Consider the following 14,668-nt stretch of genomic DNA (forward strand, 5'->3'; position numbering starts at 1 on the left):
GACCTGCTGATCCTCAACGCCAATCTCAACAAATCCGATTTCGCAAAGTACCTCCGCGACCGGGAGGCTGTGCTCCCGAATGATTTCGGCGGGCTGGGCGATGGCGTGGCGGATGATCGCACTGCCATCCAGGCGGCCTTCGACCGGGCCGGCGCCGACCAGAAATTCGCGATGATCCCGCCCGGCACCTGGAACGTCTCCGGCACCGTGACGCTGCCGGGCGGAGCGCGCGGGCTGATCATGCAGGGGACCATCCGCTACACGGGCACCGCGCCGACCTCCGTGCTGGTGCTGGGCGATGGCGGCACCATCCGCAACGCCGAAAAGCTCTACACCGGGCTGAACGTCATCCGCGCCACCCAGTCCGACTGGTCGTCCGAGGCCGACATCGGCATCACCGTGCGCAACGTCGATGCCAGCCAGATCGAATTGCGTCGCGTGGAAGGCTTCACCATCGGCATGCGCACGCTGGGCGACGGCCGCGGGGTGGAGGACAGTACCTTCACGCTGGGGCGCATCGTCAACAACCGCATCGGCCTCGATATCTGGTGCGCGACGGCCACGGCCTGGAACACCTCCGTGCGCTACTATGGCGGCCACTTCGCCCATGCGACGGGGGTGAACGCCGCGCAGGACCGCTTTGGGATCCGGCTTGGCAATGAGCCCGGCGCCTACACCAACCACAACCGCCACGTCTTTGACGCGCCCAACTTCGAGTTGCGGCAGGCCGGCAGCAACATCGCCATCCCCTTCCTGAACGAGACCTCGGGCTCCGCCATCATCGCGCGCAACATGCGCATGGAGGCGTGCTCGCCGCTGGCGGCGCGGCACACCGCCGGGGCGCAGGATTGCGAGTACGACATCGCCTGGACCAACACCTACCTGGTCGGCATCGACTACACGGCGACGGCCAACCGCTGCGGCAATGCGGTGATCAACCGACACCGCGCGCCGGCATCGAGGTTCCAGCGCTTCCTCGCGGGGGTCCCGAGCACCCGCGCGGCGGCGTTTCGCCAGTCGGCCACCGAGGTCGGCGTCGAGGGGCTGATCACCATCGCCACCTCGACCACCACCGCGACCTTCATGGCGGATTTCTGCTTCAACGGGCTGACCGACCTGACGCCAACCGATCGTGCGGTGACGCTGGCGGCGAACCGCGGGCTGGGGTGGATGCTCGACACCACCCAGGCGAAGGAATTCGCGCTGGCGCATTGGCTGACATCCGGCGCCTCAGGCGGGCGGTTGTTCGTGCGGGTGTTCGACGGGGCTGGGAATATCCGCGAGGACATCGCGGGTGACGTGCTGGCGTCGATCACCACCATGCAGTGGAACGGGCCGGCCAAGGGCTGGAACGCCGGCTCGCCCATGGACGACGCGAACTTCAATCGGCGGCAAACCATCCGCGTGGGCGCGTCCGTGGCCTATGCGCAGGTGGGGGTAATCGGCTTCGATGGGCCGATCGACCTGCAATCGCTGCGGCTCTACGGGCTGCCAGAGGCGGCGCCGGCCGTGCTAAATGGCACACCGTTGCTGACAGGGGCGCTGTTCGGCTCGGGCCGGCGGGATTTTGCGGCGGAGGTGTCCTGGGACCTGCCGAGCCTGGCACCCGGGGCGACGGCGCTGATCGACGTCACGGTGAACGGGGCACGGGCGGGCGACCTGGCGCAAGCGTCGTTGGTCTCGTCCACGCGGTTCATCGAACTCGATGCAGCCGTGTGGTCGAACAACACGGTGCGGGTAATGGCGCGGAACATCTCCGCGGCCACGTTCGATCTGGCCGCGGCCACGCTGTCGGTCGAGGTGCTGAAGCGGCGGGTGCCGTGATGCATTACCAGCCAGCGCGTTGGACGTACAGCGACGCCTCGTTTCACCCATTGGCTGGCGCTGGTGGCAAATAAATCTCTCCTCCATTCCCGCGAAATTTTTCACTCATCTGCTCCATTCCCGACTTGGCTGCCTCCCGCACCTCTTGGCTAATCTTCATCGAGCAGAACTTCGGGCCGCACATCGAGCAGAAATGCGCGAGCTTGGCGCCTTCGGCCGGCAAGGTCTGGTCGTGGAACTTCTCCGCGGTCTCGGGGTCGAGGCCGAGGTTGAACTGGTCACGCCACCGGAACTCGAAGCGCGCGCGGGAGAGGGCGTTGTCGCGCAGTTGCGCGGCCGGGTGGCCCTTGGCGAGATCCGCCGCATGGGCCGCGATTTTGTAGGTGATGACCCCGGTCTTCACGTCGTCGCGGTCGGGTAGGCCAAGATGCTCCTTGGGCGTGACGTAGCAGAGCATGGCGCAGCCGAACCAGCCGATCATGGCCGCACCGATGCCCGATGTAATGTGGTCATAGCCGGGTGCGATGTCGGTCGTCAGCGGGCCGAGGGTGTAGAACGGCGCCTCGCCGCAGGCTTCCAGCTGCTTCTCCATGTTGACCTTGATCTTGTGCATCGGCACGTGGCCGGGGCCCTCGATCATCACCTGGACATCCTGCGTCCAGGCCAGCTTGGTCAGCTCGCCCAGCGTCTCCAGCTCGGCGAATTGCGCCGCGTCGTTGGCATCCGCGATGGAGCCTGGGCGCAGCCCGTCGCCCAACGAGAACGACACGTCATAGGCCCGCATGATCTCGCAGATTTCGGCGAAATGCTCGTAGAGGAAGCTCTCCTTGTGATGCGCCAAGCACCACTTCGCCATGATCGAGCCCCCGCGCGAGACGATCCCCGTGACGCGTTGGGCCGTCAGCGGCACATAGGCGAGGCGCACGCCCGCATGGATGGTGAAGTAGTCCACGCCCTGCTCCGCCTGCTCGATCAGGGTGTCGCGGAAAATCTCCCAGGTCAGTTCCTCGGCGCGGCCGCCCACCTTCTCAAGCGCCTGGTAGATCGGCACGGTGCCGATAGGCACGGGGGAGTTGCGCAGGATCCACTCGCGCGTGGTGTGAATGTTCCGCCCGGTGCTGAGGTCCATCACATTGTCTGCCCCCCAGCGGATGGCCCAGACGAGCTTGTCCACCTCCTCGGCGACGCTCGACGACACGGCCGAGTTGCCGATGTTCGCGTTGATCTTCACCAGGAAGTTGCGACCGATGATCATCGGCTCGCTTTCGGGGTGGTTGATGTTGGCCGGAATGATCGCGCGACCGCACGCCACTTCATCGCGCACGAATTCGGGCGTCACGTGGTCGGGGATGCTGGCGCCGAAGCTCTCACCGTCGCGCGCGGTGCCGAGTGCGGCGGCGCGGCCCAGGTTCTCGCGGATGGCGATGTACTCCATCTCGGGCGTGATGATGCCTGCGCGCGCATAGGCGAGTTGCGTCACCGCACGCCCGGCCTTCGCGCGCAGCGGCTGGCGGCCCGCGCGGTCGAAGAGCGGCACGCGGCGCTCCTCGCCCGGCTTCAGCCCGTCGTCCTCGGGCTTCTGCTCGCGCCCCGCGATCGCTTCCACATCCCCGCGCGCCAGGATCCACTCATGCCGGTGCGGGGCCAGGCCGCGGCCGATGTCGGTCCGGATGGCGGCATCGGTGTAGGGGCCGGAGGTGTCATAGACGCGCAGCGGCGCCTCCCCGCCCGAGACCGCGATCTCGCGCATGGCGACGCGGATGCCCGGATGAAGCTGGCCGGCCACGTGGATCTTGCGGCTGGCCGGCAGGGGCCCCGTCGTCACGGGATGAAGCGCTGGAAGTGTATCAGGCATGGTGGCCTCCCTCGAACGAATTGCACGAAGGAAGGTGGCCCGATAACCCGCGCCTATTGCCCATCCCTTCGCCGGCATGACCCGGATCAGGTTCAAAGGGTGACCGCGTCGCTCGCGGAATCTCAGCCCTGCGGAAAGGGCTCCCCTTGGTTGCGCGCAGGCTGCGTCAGATGGGCTGCCTTGTCAAAAGCCCTTTCATTCGGCGGGGTCGCGAATGCCCAATCTCCCGACGGCCCGCGGGGCCTGTGCCCATCGCTCGCGAGTTCGCCCCCGCCGCCAACGGGACCTTGATGCGCAAAACCGATGCGGGCCGGCCGGCTCAAGCCGTTGCGGCCTGAGTGTGCTCCACAGGCCTACTACAGCAGCTGGCCACCCGGATGAGTGACTTTTAAACCGGGCTCAGCTTTTTCGGGGGACCCACTGACGCTTCAACCAGTGTGACCTTTCCATGGCCGCCCGCTTGCACCGAGTGGCCTATTCCTGGGATGGACCCGTGAAGGCGGTCCCAAGCGACACAGGAGCGGATCGCCCGCCGCGCGGAACACTCCTCTCCGCACCGACGTCCAAACGGAGGCGTTTATCTGTACCGCCACCTCCGGAGAATAGAATATTCTTTTTTTAGCCCGCTTATTGCACCTTTGGGGGAATATCCTTCTATTCCCGGCATGCTCAAAGCCATCCTGCCCATCACCACGCCCACTCTCCGCGCCGAACCGGGCGTCCAAGCTTCAGGTTCCGGCGAGCCGGCGCTTCAGGTTTCGGATCTCGAGATCGGCCGTGGGGCACGTGTTGTGCTGCGCGGCGTTTCGTTCAGCGCGGCACGCGGCGAGCGGCTCGCCATCCTGGGACCGAGTGGCGCCGGGAAAAGCACCCTGCTCCTCGCCCTGGCCAGCCTGACGCGACCGCTGCGGGGCCGCGTCACGATCGATGGCCGCGCCCCGCGCCCCGGCGACGCGGCCCTTATGTTCCAGAGCCCGCTGCTCTTCCCTTGGCTCAGCGTGCTGGAAAATGTGACTTTCGGCCTCGATGTCGCGCGCAGCGGCGATGCGCCCGCCCGGCGTGCGAGGGCGCGCGAATTGCTCGCGATGGTGGGTTTGGCGGAGGCAGGAGCGCGTCGGCCGTCGGAGCTCTCCGGCGGCGAGCGGCAGCGCGTGGCGCTCGCCCGTGCCCTGGCAGTGCGGCCGCGGGTGCTACTACTCGACGAGCCCTTCTCGGCGCTCGACCCCGTCACGCGGGCCCGTCTACGCGAGGACGTCGCACAGCTGGTCGCCGCCACCGGCACCACGCTCCTGCTGGTGACGCATGACCGCGAGGATGCGCGCGCCCTGACCGACCGCGTTCTGCTGCTCGATGCCGCCGCCGGACGGCTGCACGACCCCGCGGCTGACCCTTCTCGCATTTCCTGATCGACCGAGGATAGTAGAGCCATGACCGCGACCCCCGACCGCGCCCTGCGCGACTTGCTGCACCATGAATGGACCCGACGCGACGGCCTTGCCGCGCTGCTCGGCGGCGGCCTCGCCGCCATGACCGGTCTCTCCGCCGGTCCGGCCCGCGCTACGGCCCTGGCTGCGGACGGTGTGGTGCGTATTGGTTATTTGCCGATCACCGATGCCGCGTCGCTGCTCGTCGCACAGGCGCGCGGCCTGTTCGAGGCGCAGGGCTTGAAGGTCGAGCAGCCCTTCATGGCGCGCTCCTGGGCATCCCTCGTCGAGGCCTTCGCCGCGGGCCGCGTCAACGTCGTTCACCTGCTCAAGCCGATCCCGGTCTGGATGCGCTACGCCAACGGCGTGAAGGTGAAGGTGCTCGCCTGGGCGCACACCAACGGCTCAGGCGTGGTGCTCGGCGCACACAGCCGCGCGCGGGAATTCGGCGAGCTCGGCGGCGCGCGCATCGCCGTGCCTTTCTGGTACTCCATGCACAACGTCGTGCTGCAGCTTGCGCTGCGCGAGGCAGGGCTGGTGCCCGTCATCAAGGACGATCGTCAGCCCGTCGCTCCGAATGAGGTGGCGCTGCAGGTCCTGCCGCCGCCCGAAATGACCGCGGCGCTCGCAGCGCGGAAGATCGACGGCTTCATCGTCGCCGAGCCGTTCAACGCGCTCGCCGAGATGCGGGCCGGCGCCCGGATGCTGCGCTTCACCGGCGATATCTGGCGCCAGCACCCCTGCTGCGTCGTGACGGTCCACGAGGCGCTGGTCGAGCGCAACCCGGAGTTCGCGCAGAAGGTTACGAACGCCATCGTCGATGCGCAGCTCTGGCTGAACGGCCACAAGGCAGAAGCCGCGCGGCTGCTCTCGGCGGAGGGTGCCAACCTCATCCCGCTGCCCAACGCGGTCGTTGCAAAGGCCATGACCGACTATGGTGATGCCTACCGGACCCAGGGCGCGATCCGCAACCCCGGCTGGGAGGGCGGGCGCATCGACTTCCAGCCCTATCCCTACCCATCCGCAACGCGGCTGATTGTAGAAGCGCTGAAGCACACTGTCGTCGCCGGCGAGACCGCATTCCTGCGGCAGCTCGACCCCGCACATGTCGCGCAGGACTTGGTGGACGACCGCTTCGTACGGGCAGCCTTGCAGGCGCGACCCGCTTGGCGGGAGCTGCCCGGCGTCGCCGGTCTCGCCGATCCTTTCACACGCGAAGAGATGGTGCGCGCATGAGCCTCGCCCTCACCGGCGCGGCGCCGTCCGCGCCGTTTCCCGCGCTGCGGCCGCTGCTGGCCCGCTTCGGCCTGCCTCTGCTCGGGGTTGGCGCGGCCTTCGCGATCTGGGCGGCGCTCGGAGCGCTGCTCGCCCGCAATCCCGCCTTTACCGCCTTCGCCGGCCTGGCGCCCGCGCCGGCGCTTGCGGCACTGTGGCAGATGCTGGTGAGCGGCGACGCGCTGAACGCCGCGCTGCCGAGCCTGGAGCGCCTCTTCGGCGGACTGCTCGCCGCCGTGCTGCTCGGTGCGCCGCTCGGTTTCCTGATGGGTCTCTCGCTTGCCTTCGAGCGCGCCGCCGCGGCGCCCTTCCAGTTCCTGCGCATGGTGAGTCCGCTCGCCTGGATGCCGGTGGCCGTGCTGGCCTTCCCGGGCTGGAACAGCGCCATCGTCTTCCTGATTGCCGCCGCTGCCATCTGGCCAGTTGTCTTCGCCACAGCCGCAGGCGTGAAGCGGCTCGATCCCGCTTGGCCGCTGGTGGCGCGCAGCTTCGGCGCGGGCCGCTTGGCGCTGCTGCACCGCGTCTTCCTCCCCGCCGTTGCGCAGGACCTGCTGACGGGCATTCGCCTGGCGCTTGGCACAGCGTGGATCGTGATCGTGCCGGCCGAGTATCTCGGCGTCACGAGTGGCCTCGGCTACGCGATCAATGACGCCCGCGACACCCTCTCCTACGACCGTCTTGCAGCCCTCGTGCTGCTGATTGGCGCGCTCGGCTACGCACTTGATGCCGCTCTGCAGGCCGCAATCGCGCGGCTGCGCTGGACCAACGCCGGCTGATCTTTGCACCATAAAAGGACCGAATTCCAATGAGCATCGCCCTCGCCCGCAGCACCGCCCCCTTCGAGGAAATCGACCGCGACCGTCTCGCCGCGCTTGGCGAGAAGGGACGCGGGGATCCAAGCGCCGTCCGCACCGTGCGCTGCCGCACCGTCGCCGAGGGCAAGCGCTTCCGGCACCTGAACTTCGTCCGCAACCTTCCGCCTCACATCGTGGACGAGCCGCCCGCGCTGCTCGGCGACGACACCGCGCCCAACCCCTCCGAGGCATTGCTCGCCGCCCTTGGCACCTGTGTGGCCGTCGGCCTCCAGGCCAATGCGGTGATGCGCGGTTTCGCTGTGCGACACATCGGCGTTGAGCTTGAGGCGGACATCAACATCACCTCCGTCTGGGGCACCGGTGACTTGGCTCCAAAGCCGGTTGGCTTCGAGGCCATCCGGCTGCGTGTAGAGCTCGACCTGGAGGGCGCGAGCGAGGCGGAGAAGCAGGAGTTGATCCAGCATGCTGCGCAGTGGTCGCCGGTGCTCAACACGATCCGCAACCCGGTCGATGTGACGGTCGTCCCCGCATGAGCGTCGCGGCATCCCTGCCGGTACAGGCGGAGCAGGATCGGCTCGCGCCGGTGCTGTCCAGGCTCGCGCCGCTTGCCCAGCGGATCGACGCCGAGGGCGTCTATCCGAGGGAGATCCTGTCGGACCTCGGCGCGGCCGGCGCTTTCGCCGGAGCCAGCCACCCCGGCACGGTGTTCGCCACCGTGGAGGCAATGGAGCAGGTTTCGGCGCTCTGCCTCTCCACCGGCTTCTGCACGTGGTGCCACGCCGCGCTGGTCTGGTATCTGACCCGCACGGACAACGCCGAGGCACGCCGCCACCTGCCGGCGCTGGCCGGCGGGGAGCGCTTGGGCGGCACCGGCCTGTCGAACCCGATGAAGGCCGCCTCCGGCCTCGAGGCGCTGGCACTGCGGGGCGTGCGCGCCCCGGGCGGCTACCGCGTCACGGGCGTGCTACCCTGGGTCTCTAACGTTGGCGAGGATCATCTCTTTGCCTCCGTCTTCGCGCTGGAGGACGGCCGGCGAGTCATGGCCGTCTTCAATTGCGGCGCGGAGGGGCTGCGGTTGGTACCCGGTGCGCGGTTCATCGCCCTCGAGGGTACCGGGACCTTCTCCGTGCGACTGCGTGACGTCTTCGTCCCCGACGAGGACGTGCTCGCGGAAGATGCGGCGGGCTTCCTGCCGCGGATCCGTCAGGGTTTCGTGTTGCTGCAGATGGGTATGGCGCTCGGCGTTACCCTCGGGGCGGCTAGGGGCATGCGGGACTCCGGACCGGGGCGCGCCCCAATCGCCAAACATGTAACGCCGGGCATGATCGAGATCGAGACGCGGCTTGCGGCGCTTCGCGAGGGTGCGCGCCGACTGACGATTGAGCTGGACGCGCCACCCGACCTTGCCAGCTGGCGAGAGACCTTGCGGCTCCGGCGTGATGCGTCGTTCCTGGCGCTCGACGCCACGCGGTCGGCGACGCTGCTAGCGGGTGCGGCTGGCTTCCGGGAAGGATCTGAGGTCGCACGCCGCTCGCGCGAGGCCACCTTCGTGGCGATCGTCTCGCCTTCGGTGAAACACATCGGGTACGAGCTCGCACGCACGGCGTAAGCACCCAACCTGTTCTGACCGTGATCGCCGCAGCTCGGGTAGCACTGGTAGTGCAGAGTGAGATGCAGTCGGCCACAGCAAGGGGGATCGGTGACGATCCACAAATCCAATGGCGTAAACTGTGTCGGCCTTCCGGTATCTGGCATCTGGCTGTGCCGCCAGCCCGTGGGAGAACGGCTACCTCAGTCCAGCGGCAGCACGGAGGAGGCCTTCACATGTTCCATTGCGAACCGCGACGACACATTCTTGAGCGGGATGGCAGCGATAAGGCGGCGGTAGAAGGCATCGTAAGCACTCATATCCCGCACCACGACGCGCAGCAGATAGTCCACGTCCCCGGCCATCCGCCAGACATCCATCACCTCCGGCATGGCGGCTGTGGCGTGGGCGAAGCGCTCAATCCATTCCGGCGAGTGGTCCGCCGTCTCGACCGCGACAAAGGCTGTCAGCGGCAGGCCCACCATGCGCGGGTCCACCAGCGCGACGCGCGCAGTAATGATGCCCTGCGCCTCCATTCGCTTGATGCGCTTCCAGCAGGGGGTCTGGCTGAGGCCCACCTGCGCCGCGATCTCCGCCACCGGCAGGGCTGCGTCCTGCTGAAGCAGGGTAAGGATGCGCCGGTCTATGGAGTCGAGCGCGGAGGGGCTGTGAGGGAGGTCGATCATGCTCAGGTAGGTGCGTCAAGGGCCGCCTGAGAGGCAAGGCCCGTTTTGGGTGTCGCGGCACGGGCCCTGATCAGGACGTCCGCGAGCCACATGCCGCAGCGCCCCGGCACGAGGCCGGGCCTGCTCCTGATCGGCTCGACGGGGCTGGCGCAGATCGTGGATAACTCATGCGCGCCCGGTGCGCAGCCCGATCTCATTGCTAACCTGCCGTGCCAAACACTAACCTTCCAAACAGCTTTACCGATTTGTGGGACACTGGGGTGATCAGGCCATGCTGACTGGGGTTCGCGCCTGCGTCTTCGACGCTTATGGCACGCTGTTCGATTTCGCCTCGGCCGCCGCGGGTTGCGCCGATGTTCTCGAGGCGAAGGCCGCTCCCCTGACCGCGCTCTGGCGCGACAAGCAGCTCCAGTACGCATGGTTGCGGGCGCTGCAAGGCCGGTATGCCCCATTCTGGCAGGTGACGGGGGAGGCGTTGGACTACGCGCTCGAGACCCTTGACCTGCCCCAGGACGGCGACCTGCGGACGCGGCTGATGGAGCTCTACCGCGTCCTCGGCACCTTCCCGGAGGTGCCGGAGGTGCTGCGCAAGCTGCGTGAGGCCGGCTTCGTCACCGCGATCCTGTCCAACGGCTCACCGGACATGCTGGACAGCGCCGTGCAGAGTGCGGGCCTCGGTGGCCATCTCAACGCCGTGCTGTCGGTGGACGAGGTTCGCACCTTCAAGCCCGATCCGCGTGTCTATCAGCTCGCCGTGGACCGCCTTGGCGTGCCGGCGGAAGCAATCGCCTTCCAGTCGTCCAACGCCTGGGATGCCCATGCGGCAGCCGCCTTCGGCATGCGTGTGGTCTGGTGCAACCGCTACGGGCAACGGCGTGAGCGCCTGCCGGGGACACCCGTGCGGGAGGTCCGGAGCCTGGCCGAATTGCCGGCGCTGCTGGCGCCATGACGAGCCTGCCCGAGATACGAGAAAGCGAGGCTCCGCCCGCCGTTGCCGCGATCTATGCCGAGATCAGGATCACCTCCGGCCTCCCGCTGGTCAACCTGATCTGGCGTCATTTCGCCGCACTCCCCGGGGTGCTGCCGCCGGTCTGGAGTGCAGTGCAGCCGCTCGTCGCCTCCGAAGCGATGGACGCTGCGCGCCGCAGACTGGCGACGGCGATCCCTCTGCCGATCAGCGGCGCCGCAAACTGGGCATCGGCTGACTGCGGCGAGGCCGATCTGACGCGAATCAGCGCGATTCTCGGCGCCTACACGCGCGGAAATCTGACGAACCTCCTGGCGCTGACGGCCCTACGGATGCGCTTGACGAGGCCAGAGGCTCCTGCGGCCCTACCGCTCCCGCCCGGGCCCGCTCCGGAACCACCGCCCGCGCTGGATGCCCTGCCAAGGTTTGCCGACCTCCCGCCTCCGGTCGCGGCTGATGTGCGTGCCCTGGCGGCACGGCACGGCGTTCCAGAAGGGGTCATCCCGAGCCTTTACCTGCACTTGGCGCACTGGCCTGGCGTGTTGCACGCATTGCCCGACTGGCTTGGCCCGCTGTTCAAGCCGGGCGTCCTGGAAGGCGCTCGCGATGCGGTGCGACGACTGGCGGAGCAGGAAGCCGCCGCGTTGCTGCCGGAGGAGCCAGTTCTGCCTGCCAGCATGCAATTCGCCGCCCAAAGCGCGCTCGACGAGTTCACCGGCCGAGTCATCCCGGACCTGCTACCCGTCTGCCTCGCCCTCAGCCGACTATGCCCCGTCCGGTGAGGCGACCGGGATTCGCCGCGGTGCTCATCTGCGCGCTCGCGCCCCGTGAACGGGACACTCCTGCCGCCGAGGACCGCATCGCCCCAAGCCTGTCTTTCAGCCAATACGGCTCGGGACCGGAGCCATACCGCGCGCTCGGCGGCATGTGACAGACCACAAGGAACTACAAGAATGAGTCTCCCCGTAGCGAACCCACACCCACCTGTTCCCAAAAATGGCATGCGATTTGGCGCTGTCGCGTTCGACCTGCTGACGGCGCTGATCGATTCCTGGTCACTCTGGATTTCGGTGGCTGGCGACGAGGATCTCGGCCGCCGGTGGCGCCGCGCCTCGCTTCGACTGGTCACGACGGCCGGGCGCTACCGCTCCTACGAGACCATCGTGCAAGAGGCGACAGACGAGGCAGGGCTGGCTCCATCGAAGGCCGATGAGCTGATTGAACGTTGGAAGTCGGGTGACTTGCGCGCTTGGCCCGAAGCGCCCGCGGTCCTCGCACAGCTTTCGGCCCAGGGCTGGCGCACAGTGGTGGTGACCAACTGCTCGCAGCGCCTGGCCGAAGCCGCAGCCGCTGCGACAGGCCACCACTTTGACGCGATCATCAGCGCGGAGCGCGCCGGCATCTACAAAACCGAGCCGGGCGCCTATTTGGCGGGCCTTGCTGCACTCGGTGGCCTGCCGCCCGCTCGGGTCCTGTTCGTGGCCGGCTCAGCACATGATGTGCCCGGGGCCGGCGCTGTCGGTATGCCCGTCTACTGGTCCAATCGCTTTGGCGATTCCGTGCCGGTAGGCGCGCCTGCGCCGCTGGCCGACGCGGGTGATCTTTTTGGTCTGCCTGAACTCCTGGCGCGCACGGCCTGAAGACGCGCCCCGTGTGGTGGTGTAGGAGATCGAGAGCCCGGGGCGCCCACTGCAGTGATCGTCGGTAGGGTTGGGCTGCTGAGACCTGCAAGCCTTGACCTTGGACCGGCCACGATGGCCGACGACAAGGTCGCCCTTCGGCAGATGCGGGAGAAGGGTTCCGACGCGACGTTCCTGCGCGAGAAGATCGGCTTCGCCGCCCAGCGCCCGATGGAGCTTGAGGTGGGCGAGGTGACCTGCGCCGATTCCCACCCCGGCAGGGACGCGGGTTAGGGGCTCGAGATCGGGGAACAGATCGGGCTGCCGACCGCTGGCGTATGGACCGCTCCGGACGGGACCTTGCCGGGCGTCACCCGTGCCCCCCGCAGGGCCGGCTGGGATGCTCCCCCGCAAATATTACAGGGGATAGCTCGACTGAGGCATGAGCCTTGGTCCTAAGCCTGCCTCGCGGCATCAACTCAGGACGAGCCTCGCCACGAGACCCACTGCCGCCGTCACGCCGAGCGTTCGGATGAGGCCCAGCCTCAGCCAGAACACGCACACCGCGGCCAGCGCGGCCAAGGCGAACGCAAGCACGTCCAGGCTGCCGGCCACCGGCACGTCCAGCGACAGGGGGCCGAAGCGCACCGCGCGCACCTCGGCGAACAGCACCCGCAGCCCGAACCACAGCGCCAGGTTGAGGATCACGCCCACCACCGCTGCCGTCACGGCGGCGAGCGCGCCAGTCAGCTTGCGATTGCCGTGCAGCCGCTCGACAAAGGGCGCGCCCAGGAAGATCCACGCAAAGCACGGCGCGAAGGTCACCCACAGGACGAGGATCGAGCCGAGCACGCCGTAGAGGATGCCCGCCGCGCCATGCCCCGCCAGGAAGCCCACGAACTGCAGCACCAGGATCAGCGGCCCCGGCGTGGTCTCCGCCAGCCCCAGGCCCACCAGCATCTGGTCCGCCGTCAGCCAGCCATAGCCCTGCACCGCCTCCTGCGCGATATAGGCCAGCACGGCATAGGCGCCGCCCACCGTCACCACCGCCATGACGGAGAAGAACCAGGCGATGTCGGCGAAGACGCCCCCCACCGCCGCCATCAGCACCGCGGTGGGCAGCAGCCAGAGGGCGACGGCGACCCAGCCCGCGCGCCAGGCCTGCGCGGCCATTCGCGCGGGGCGGCCGGGGTCGGCGGCCAGCACGGCGTCGAGCAGCGCGGGCGGGCCGTCCTTGGCCTTGCCGTGGTCGCTGGCGCGGAAGGCGCCGGGCGCCAGGTAGCCGACCAGCGCCGCGCCCAGCACCACCAAGGGGAAGGGCACATCGAAGGCGAACAGCGCGAGGAACGCCGCCCCCGCCATGGCCCAGGCCGCGCCGGTCTTCAGCGCGCGGCGCGCCACGCGCAGCAGGGCCTCCACCACCAGCACGAGCACGGCTGCCTTCAGGCCGAAGAACAGCGCGGCGACCAAGGGCACCTCGCCGAAGGTCACGTAGATGATGGACAGCGCCAGCATCACCACGGCGCCCGGCAGGATGAACAGCATGCCGGCCGCCAGCCCGCCGCGCACGCCATGCAGCAGCCAGCCCAGATAGGTGGCGAGCTGCTGCGCCTCGGGCCCCGGCAGCAGGTTGCAGAAGCTCAGGGCATGGAGGAAGCGCGCATCGGAGACCCAGCGCCGCTGCTCCACCACCTCGCGGTGCAGCAGCGCGATCTGCCAAGCCGGGCCGCCAAAGGACAGCAGGCCGATGCGCCACCAGACGCGCAGCGCCTCGGCGAAGGAAGGCAGTTGCGCCTCCGCCAGCCTGCGGGGAGTCGCTTCGGCCTTGTTGGTGGTGTCGGGGGTCATGCCTTGCTTCCTGGTGCGGGCCAGTTGTGGGTCTCGGCCGTGGCGTCGCGCGCCCATCGGTAGAAGGCGTCGTAGAGGCCCATCGCGGCGTCGAGCTGCGCCAGATCCTCCCGATACATGCGCGAGAGGCCGAGCGAGGCGGCAAGCAGCCCCGCCGCCTCGGGCGCCAGGTCGTGCCTGGACGTGTCGGCGCCGCGCACGATGGTGGCCAGCCGCAGCAGCGGCTCCGAGGCCAGGCCGAACTTTTCGATCATGACGTCGAAGGTGCAGAGCTCGTCGCGATGGCTCCAGAACACGCCGTCGATGTCGAAGGGGGTGGCGCCGAAGCGCTCCGCGACCGCAGGCACCTCAGAGGGCGCGACGAAGAGGAACACCGCAGCCGGATCCACGAAGCGGCGGATCAGCCAGGGGCAGGCGATGCGGTCGATTTTGGGGCGGGCGCGCGTGACCCAGACTGTGCGCCCCTGGGCGTCGCGCGGGGGCACATGATCGGGCCGCACGAGCAGGCCACCGCTGGCCGCCCAGGCCTCGAAGCCTCCCTCCAGCGCCTCGGCGGTGCTGCCCGCGTGGCGAAGCCAGGCGGCCACGCCCTGGCTCAGCTTGAGGCCGCGCTGGCAGATGACGACCAGGGGGCGCCCAGAGAAATCACCCGCCCAGGAGGCAACGGAGCGGAAGTCGCGGCGGACCGCGCCCGGCAAGGTGCGGGGGTCTCGGGCGAAATCCTCGTCGGTGCGGACGTCCAGGACGATCGGCGCGTCTGGCGTTCC

At 68.5% G+C, this 14,668-nt stretch carries 13 protein-coding genes, 1 pseudogene and 1 riboswitch; of the genes and pseudogenes, 10 read left to right on the forward strand and 4 right to left on the reverse strand.

What is annotated here, in order from left to right; all coding sequences use genetic code 11:
- A partial coding sequence (locus Q0C12_RS12525; RefSeq protein ID WP_290890657.1) for a hypothetical protein occupies positions 1-1,824 on the forward strand: 1,824 nt, incomplete at its 5' end.
- Between the two features lie 43 nt (positions 1,825-1,867).
- On the opposite strand, the gene thiC is transcribed toward Q0C12_RS12525, so the two are convergent.
- Positions 1,868-3,679: a phosphomethylpyrimidine synthase ThiC gene (gene thiC / locus Q0C12_RS12530; RefSeq protein WP_290890659.1), complete on the reverse strand. Its 1,812-nt coding sequence runs from the start codon at positions 3,677-3,679 to the stop codon at positions 1,868-1,870.
- Between the two features lie 46 nt (positions 3,680-3,725).
- Positions 3,726-3,836: riboswitch (TPP riboswitch) on the reverse strand.
- A gap of 508 nt (positions 3,837-4,344) precedes the next feature.
- Here thiC and Q0C12_RS12535 point away from each other — a divergent pair.
- Genes Q0C12_RS12535 through Q0C12_RS12555 form a run of 5 tightly spaced genes read left to right on the forward strand, consistent with a single transcriptional unit; the run spans position 4,345 to position 8,802 of the window.
- Positions 4,345-5,085 carry an ABC transporter ATP-binding protein gene (locus Q0C12_RS12535; protein WP_290890661.1) on the forward strand — a complete coding sequence of 247 codons (741 nt, stop codon included), beginning with the start codon at positions 4,345-4,347 and terminating at the stop codon, positions 5,083-5,085.
- A gap of 21 nt (positions 5,086-5,106) precedes the next feature.
- Complete coding sequence (locus Q0C12_RS12540; RefSeq protein WP_290890663.1) at positions 5,107-6,339, forward strand: ABC transporter substrate-binding protein; 1,233 nt, start codon at positions 5,107-5,109, stop codon at positions 6,337-6,339.
- The gene (locus tag Q0C12_RS12545) at positions 6,336-7,154 is read left to right on the forward strand and encodes an ABC transporter permease subunit (RefSeq protein WP_290890665.1); all 819 of its coding nucleotides are present in this window, start codon (positions 6,336-6,338) and stop codon (positions 7,152-7,154) included. The genes Q0C12_RS12540 and Q0C12_RS12545 overlap by 4 nt, the downstream gene beginning before the upstream one ends.
- 29 nt (positions 7,155-7,183) lie before the next feature.
- A complete protein-coding gene (locus Q0C12_RS12550) occupies positions 7,184-7,726 on the forward strand; it encodes an OsmC family protein (protein ID WP_290890667.1) in 543 nt (180 codons plus the stop codon).
- Complete coding sequence (locus tag Q0C12_RS12555) at positions 7,723-8,802, forward strand: acyl-CoA dehydrogenase family protein (protein WP_290890669.1); 1,080 nt, start codon at positions 7,723-7,725, stop codon at positions 8,800-8,802. Before Q0C12_RS12550 ends, Q0C12_RS12555 begins: the two co-directional genes overlap by 4 nt.
- A gap of 182 nt (positions 8,803-8,984) precedes the next feature.
- Here the strand turns inward: Q0C12_RS12555 and Q0C12_RS12560 are convergent, their stop codons facing one another.
- Positions 8,985-9,467 carry an Lrp/AsnC family transcriptional regulator gene (locus tag Q0C12_RS12560; RefSeq protein ID WP_290890671.1) on the reverse strand — a complete coding sequence of 161 codons (483 nt, stop codon included), beginning with the start codon at positions 9,465-9,467 and terminating at the stop codon, positions 8,985-8,987.
- A gap of 271 nt (positions 9,468-9,738) precedes the next feature.
- Here Q0C12_RS12560 and Q0C12_RS12565 point away from each other — a divergent pair, with 271 nt between their 5' ends.
- The 4 genes and pseudogenes from Q0C12_RS12565 to Q0C12_RS12580 all read left to right on the forward strand — a co-directional run.
- Entirely contained in the window at positions 9,739-10,416 is a 678-nt protein-coding gene (locus tag Q0C12_RS12565; RefSeq protein ID WP_290890673.1) for a haloacid dehalogenase type II, read from the forward strand.
- Positions 10,413-11,216 (forward strand): hypothetical protein, encoded by an 804-nt coding sequence (locus Q0C12_RS12570; RefSeq protein WP_290890675.1) that lies wholly within the window; start codon positions 10,413-10,415, stop codon positions 11,214-11,216. Before Q0C12_RS12565 ends, Q0C12_RS12570 begins: the two co-directional genes overlap by 4 nt.
- 219 nt (positions 11,217-11,435) lie before the next feature.
- Complete coding sequence (locus Q0C12_RS12575; RefSeq protein ID WP_290890678.1) at positions 11,436-12,074, forward strand: HAD-IA family hydrolase; 639 nt, start codon at positions 11,436-11,438, stop codon at positions 12,072-12,074.
- A gap of 114 nt (positions 12,075-12,188) precedes the next feature.
- Positions 12,189-12,320, forward strand: a pseudogene (locus Q0C12_RS12580) (IS256 family transposase); the annotation flags it as partial.
- Positions 12,321-12,527: 207 nt separating this feature from the next.
- Here Q0C12_RS12580 and chrA read toward each other — a convergent pair.
- Positions 12,528-13,901: a chromate efflux transporter gene (chrA, locus tag Q0C12_RS12585; protein WP_290890680.1), complete on the reverse strand. Its 1,374-nt coding sequence runs from the start codon at positions 13,899-13,901 to the stop codon at positions 12,528-12,530.
- On the reverse strand, positions 13,898-14,668 hold a 771-nt coding region (locus Q0C12_RS12590), incomplete at its 5' end, for a sulfurtransferase/chromate resistance protein (protein ID WP_290890682.1). The genes chrA and Q0C12_RS12590, both read right to left, overlap by 4 nt.

This window comes from Arenimonas sp., from assembly GCF_022842045.1.
Classification (GTDB): Bacteria; Pseudomonadota; Gammaproteobacteria; order Xanthomonadales; family Xanthomonadaceae; genus Arenimonas.

Excerpts from the sequence above, each read along its gene's own strand:
- thiC (WP_290890659.1), bottom strand. The coding sequence starts at position 3,679 with ATGCCTGATACACTTCCAGCGCTTCATCCCGTGACGACGGGGCCCCTG.
- Q0C12_RS12535 (WP_290890661.1), top strand. The coding sequence starts at position 4,345 with ATGCTCAAAGCCATCCTGCCCATCACCACGCCCACTCTCCGCGCCGAA.
- Q0C12_RS12540 (WP_290890663.1), top strand. The coding sequence starts at position 5,107 with ATGACCGCGACCCCCGACCGCGCCCTGCGCGACTTGCTGCACCATGAA.
- Q0C12_RS12545 (WP_290890665.1), top strand. The coding sequence starts at position 6,336 with ATGAGCCTCGCCCTCACCGGCGCGGCGCCGTCCGCGCCGTTTCCCGCG.
- Q0C12_RS12550 (WP_290890667.1), top strand. The coding sequence starts at position 7,184 with ATGAGCATCGCCCTCGCCCGCAGCACCGCCCCCTTCGAGGAAATCGAC.
- Q0C12_RS12555 (WP_290890669.1), top strand. The coding sequence starts at position 7,723 with ATGAGCGTCGCGGCATCCCTGCCGGTACAGGCGGAGCAGGATCGGCTC.
- Q0C12_RS12560 (WP_290890671.1), bottom strand. The coding sequence starts at position 9,467 with ATGATCGACCTCCCTCACAGCCCCTCCGCGCTCGACTCCATAGACCGG.
- Q0C12_RS12565 (WP_290890673.1), top strand. The coding sequence starts at position 9,739 with ATGCTGACTGGGGTTCGCGCCTGCGTCTTCGACGCTTATGGCACGCTG.
- Q0C12_RS12570 (WP_290890675.1), top strand. The coding sequence starts at position 10,413 with ATGACGAGCCTGCCCGAGATACGAGAAAGCGAGGCTCCGCCCGCCGTT.
- Q0C12_RS12575 (WP_290890678.1), top strand. The coding sequence starts at position 11,436 with ATGCGATTTGGCGCTGTCGCGTTCGACCTGCTGACGGCGCTGATCGAT.
- chrA (WP_290890680.1), bottom strand. The coding sequence starts at position 13,901 with ATGACCCCCGACACCACCAACAAGGCCGAAGCGACTCCCCGCAGGCTG.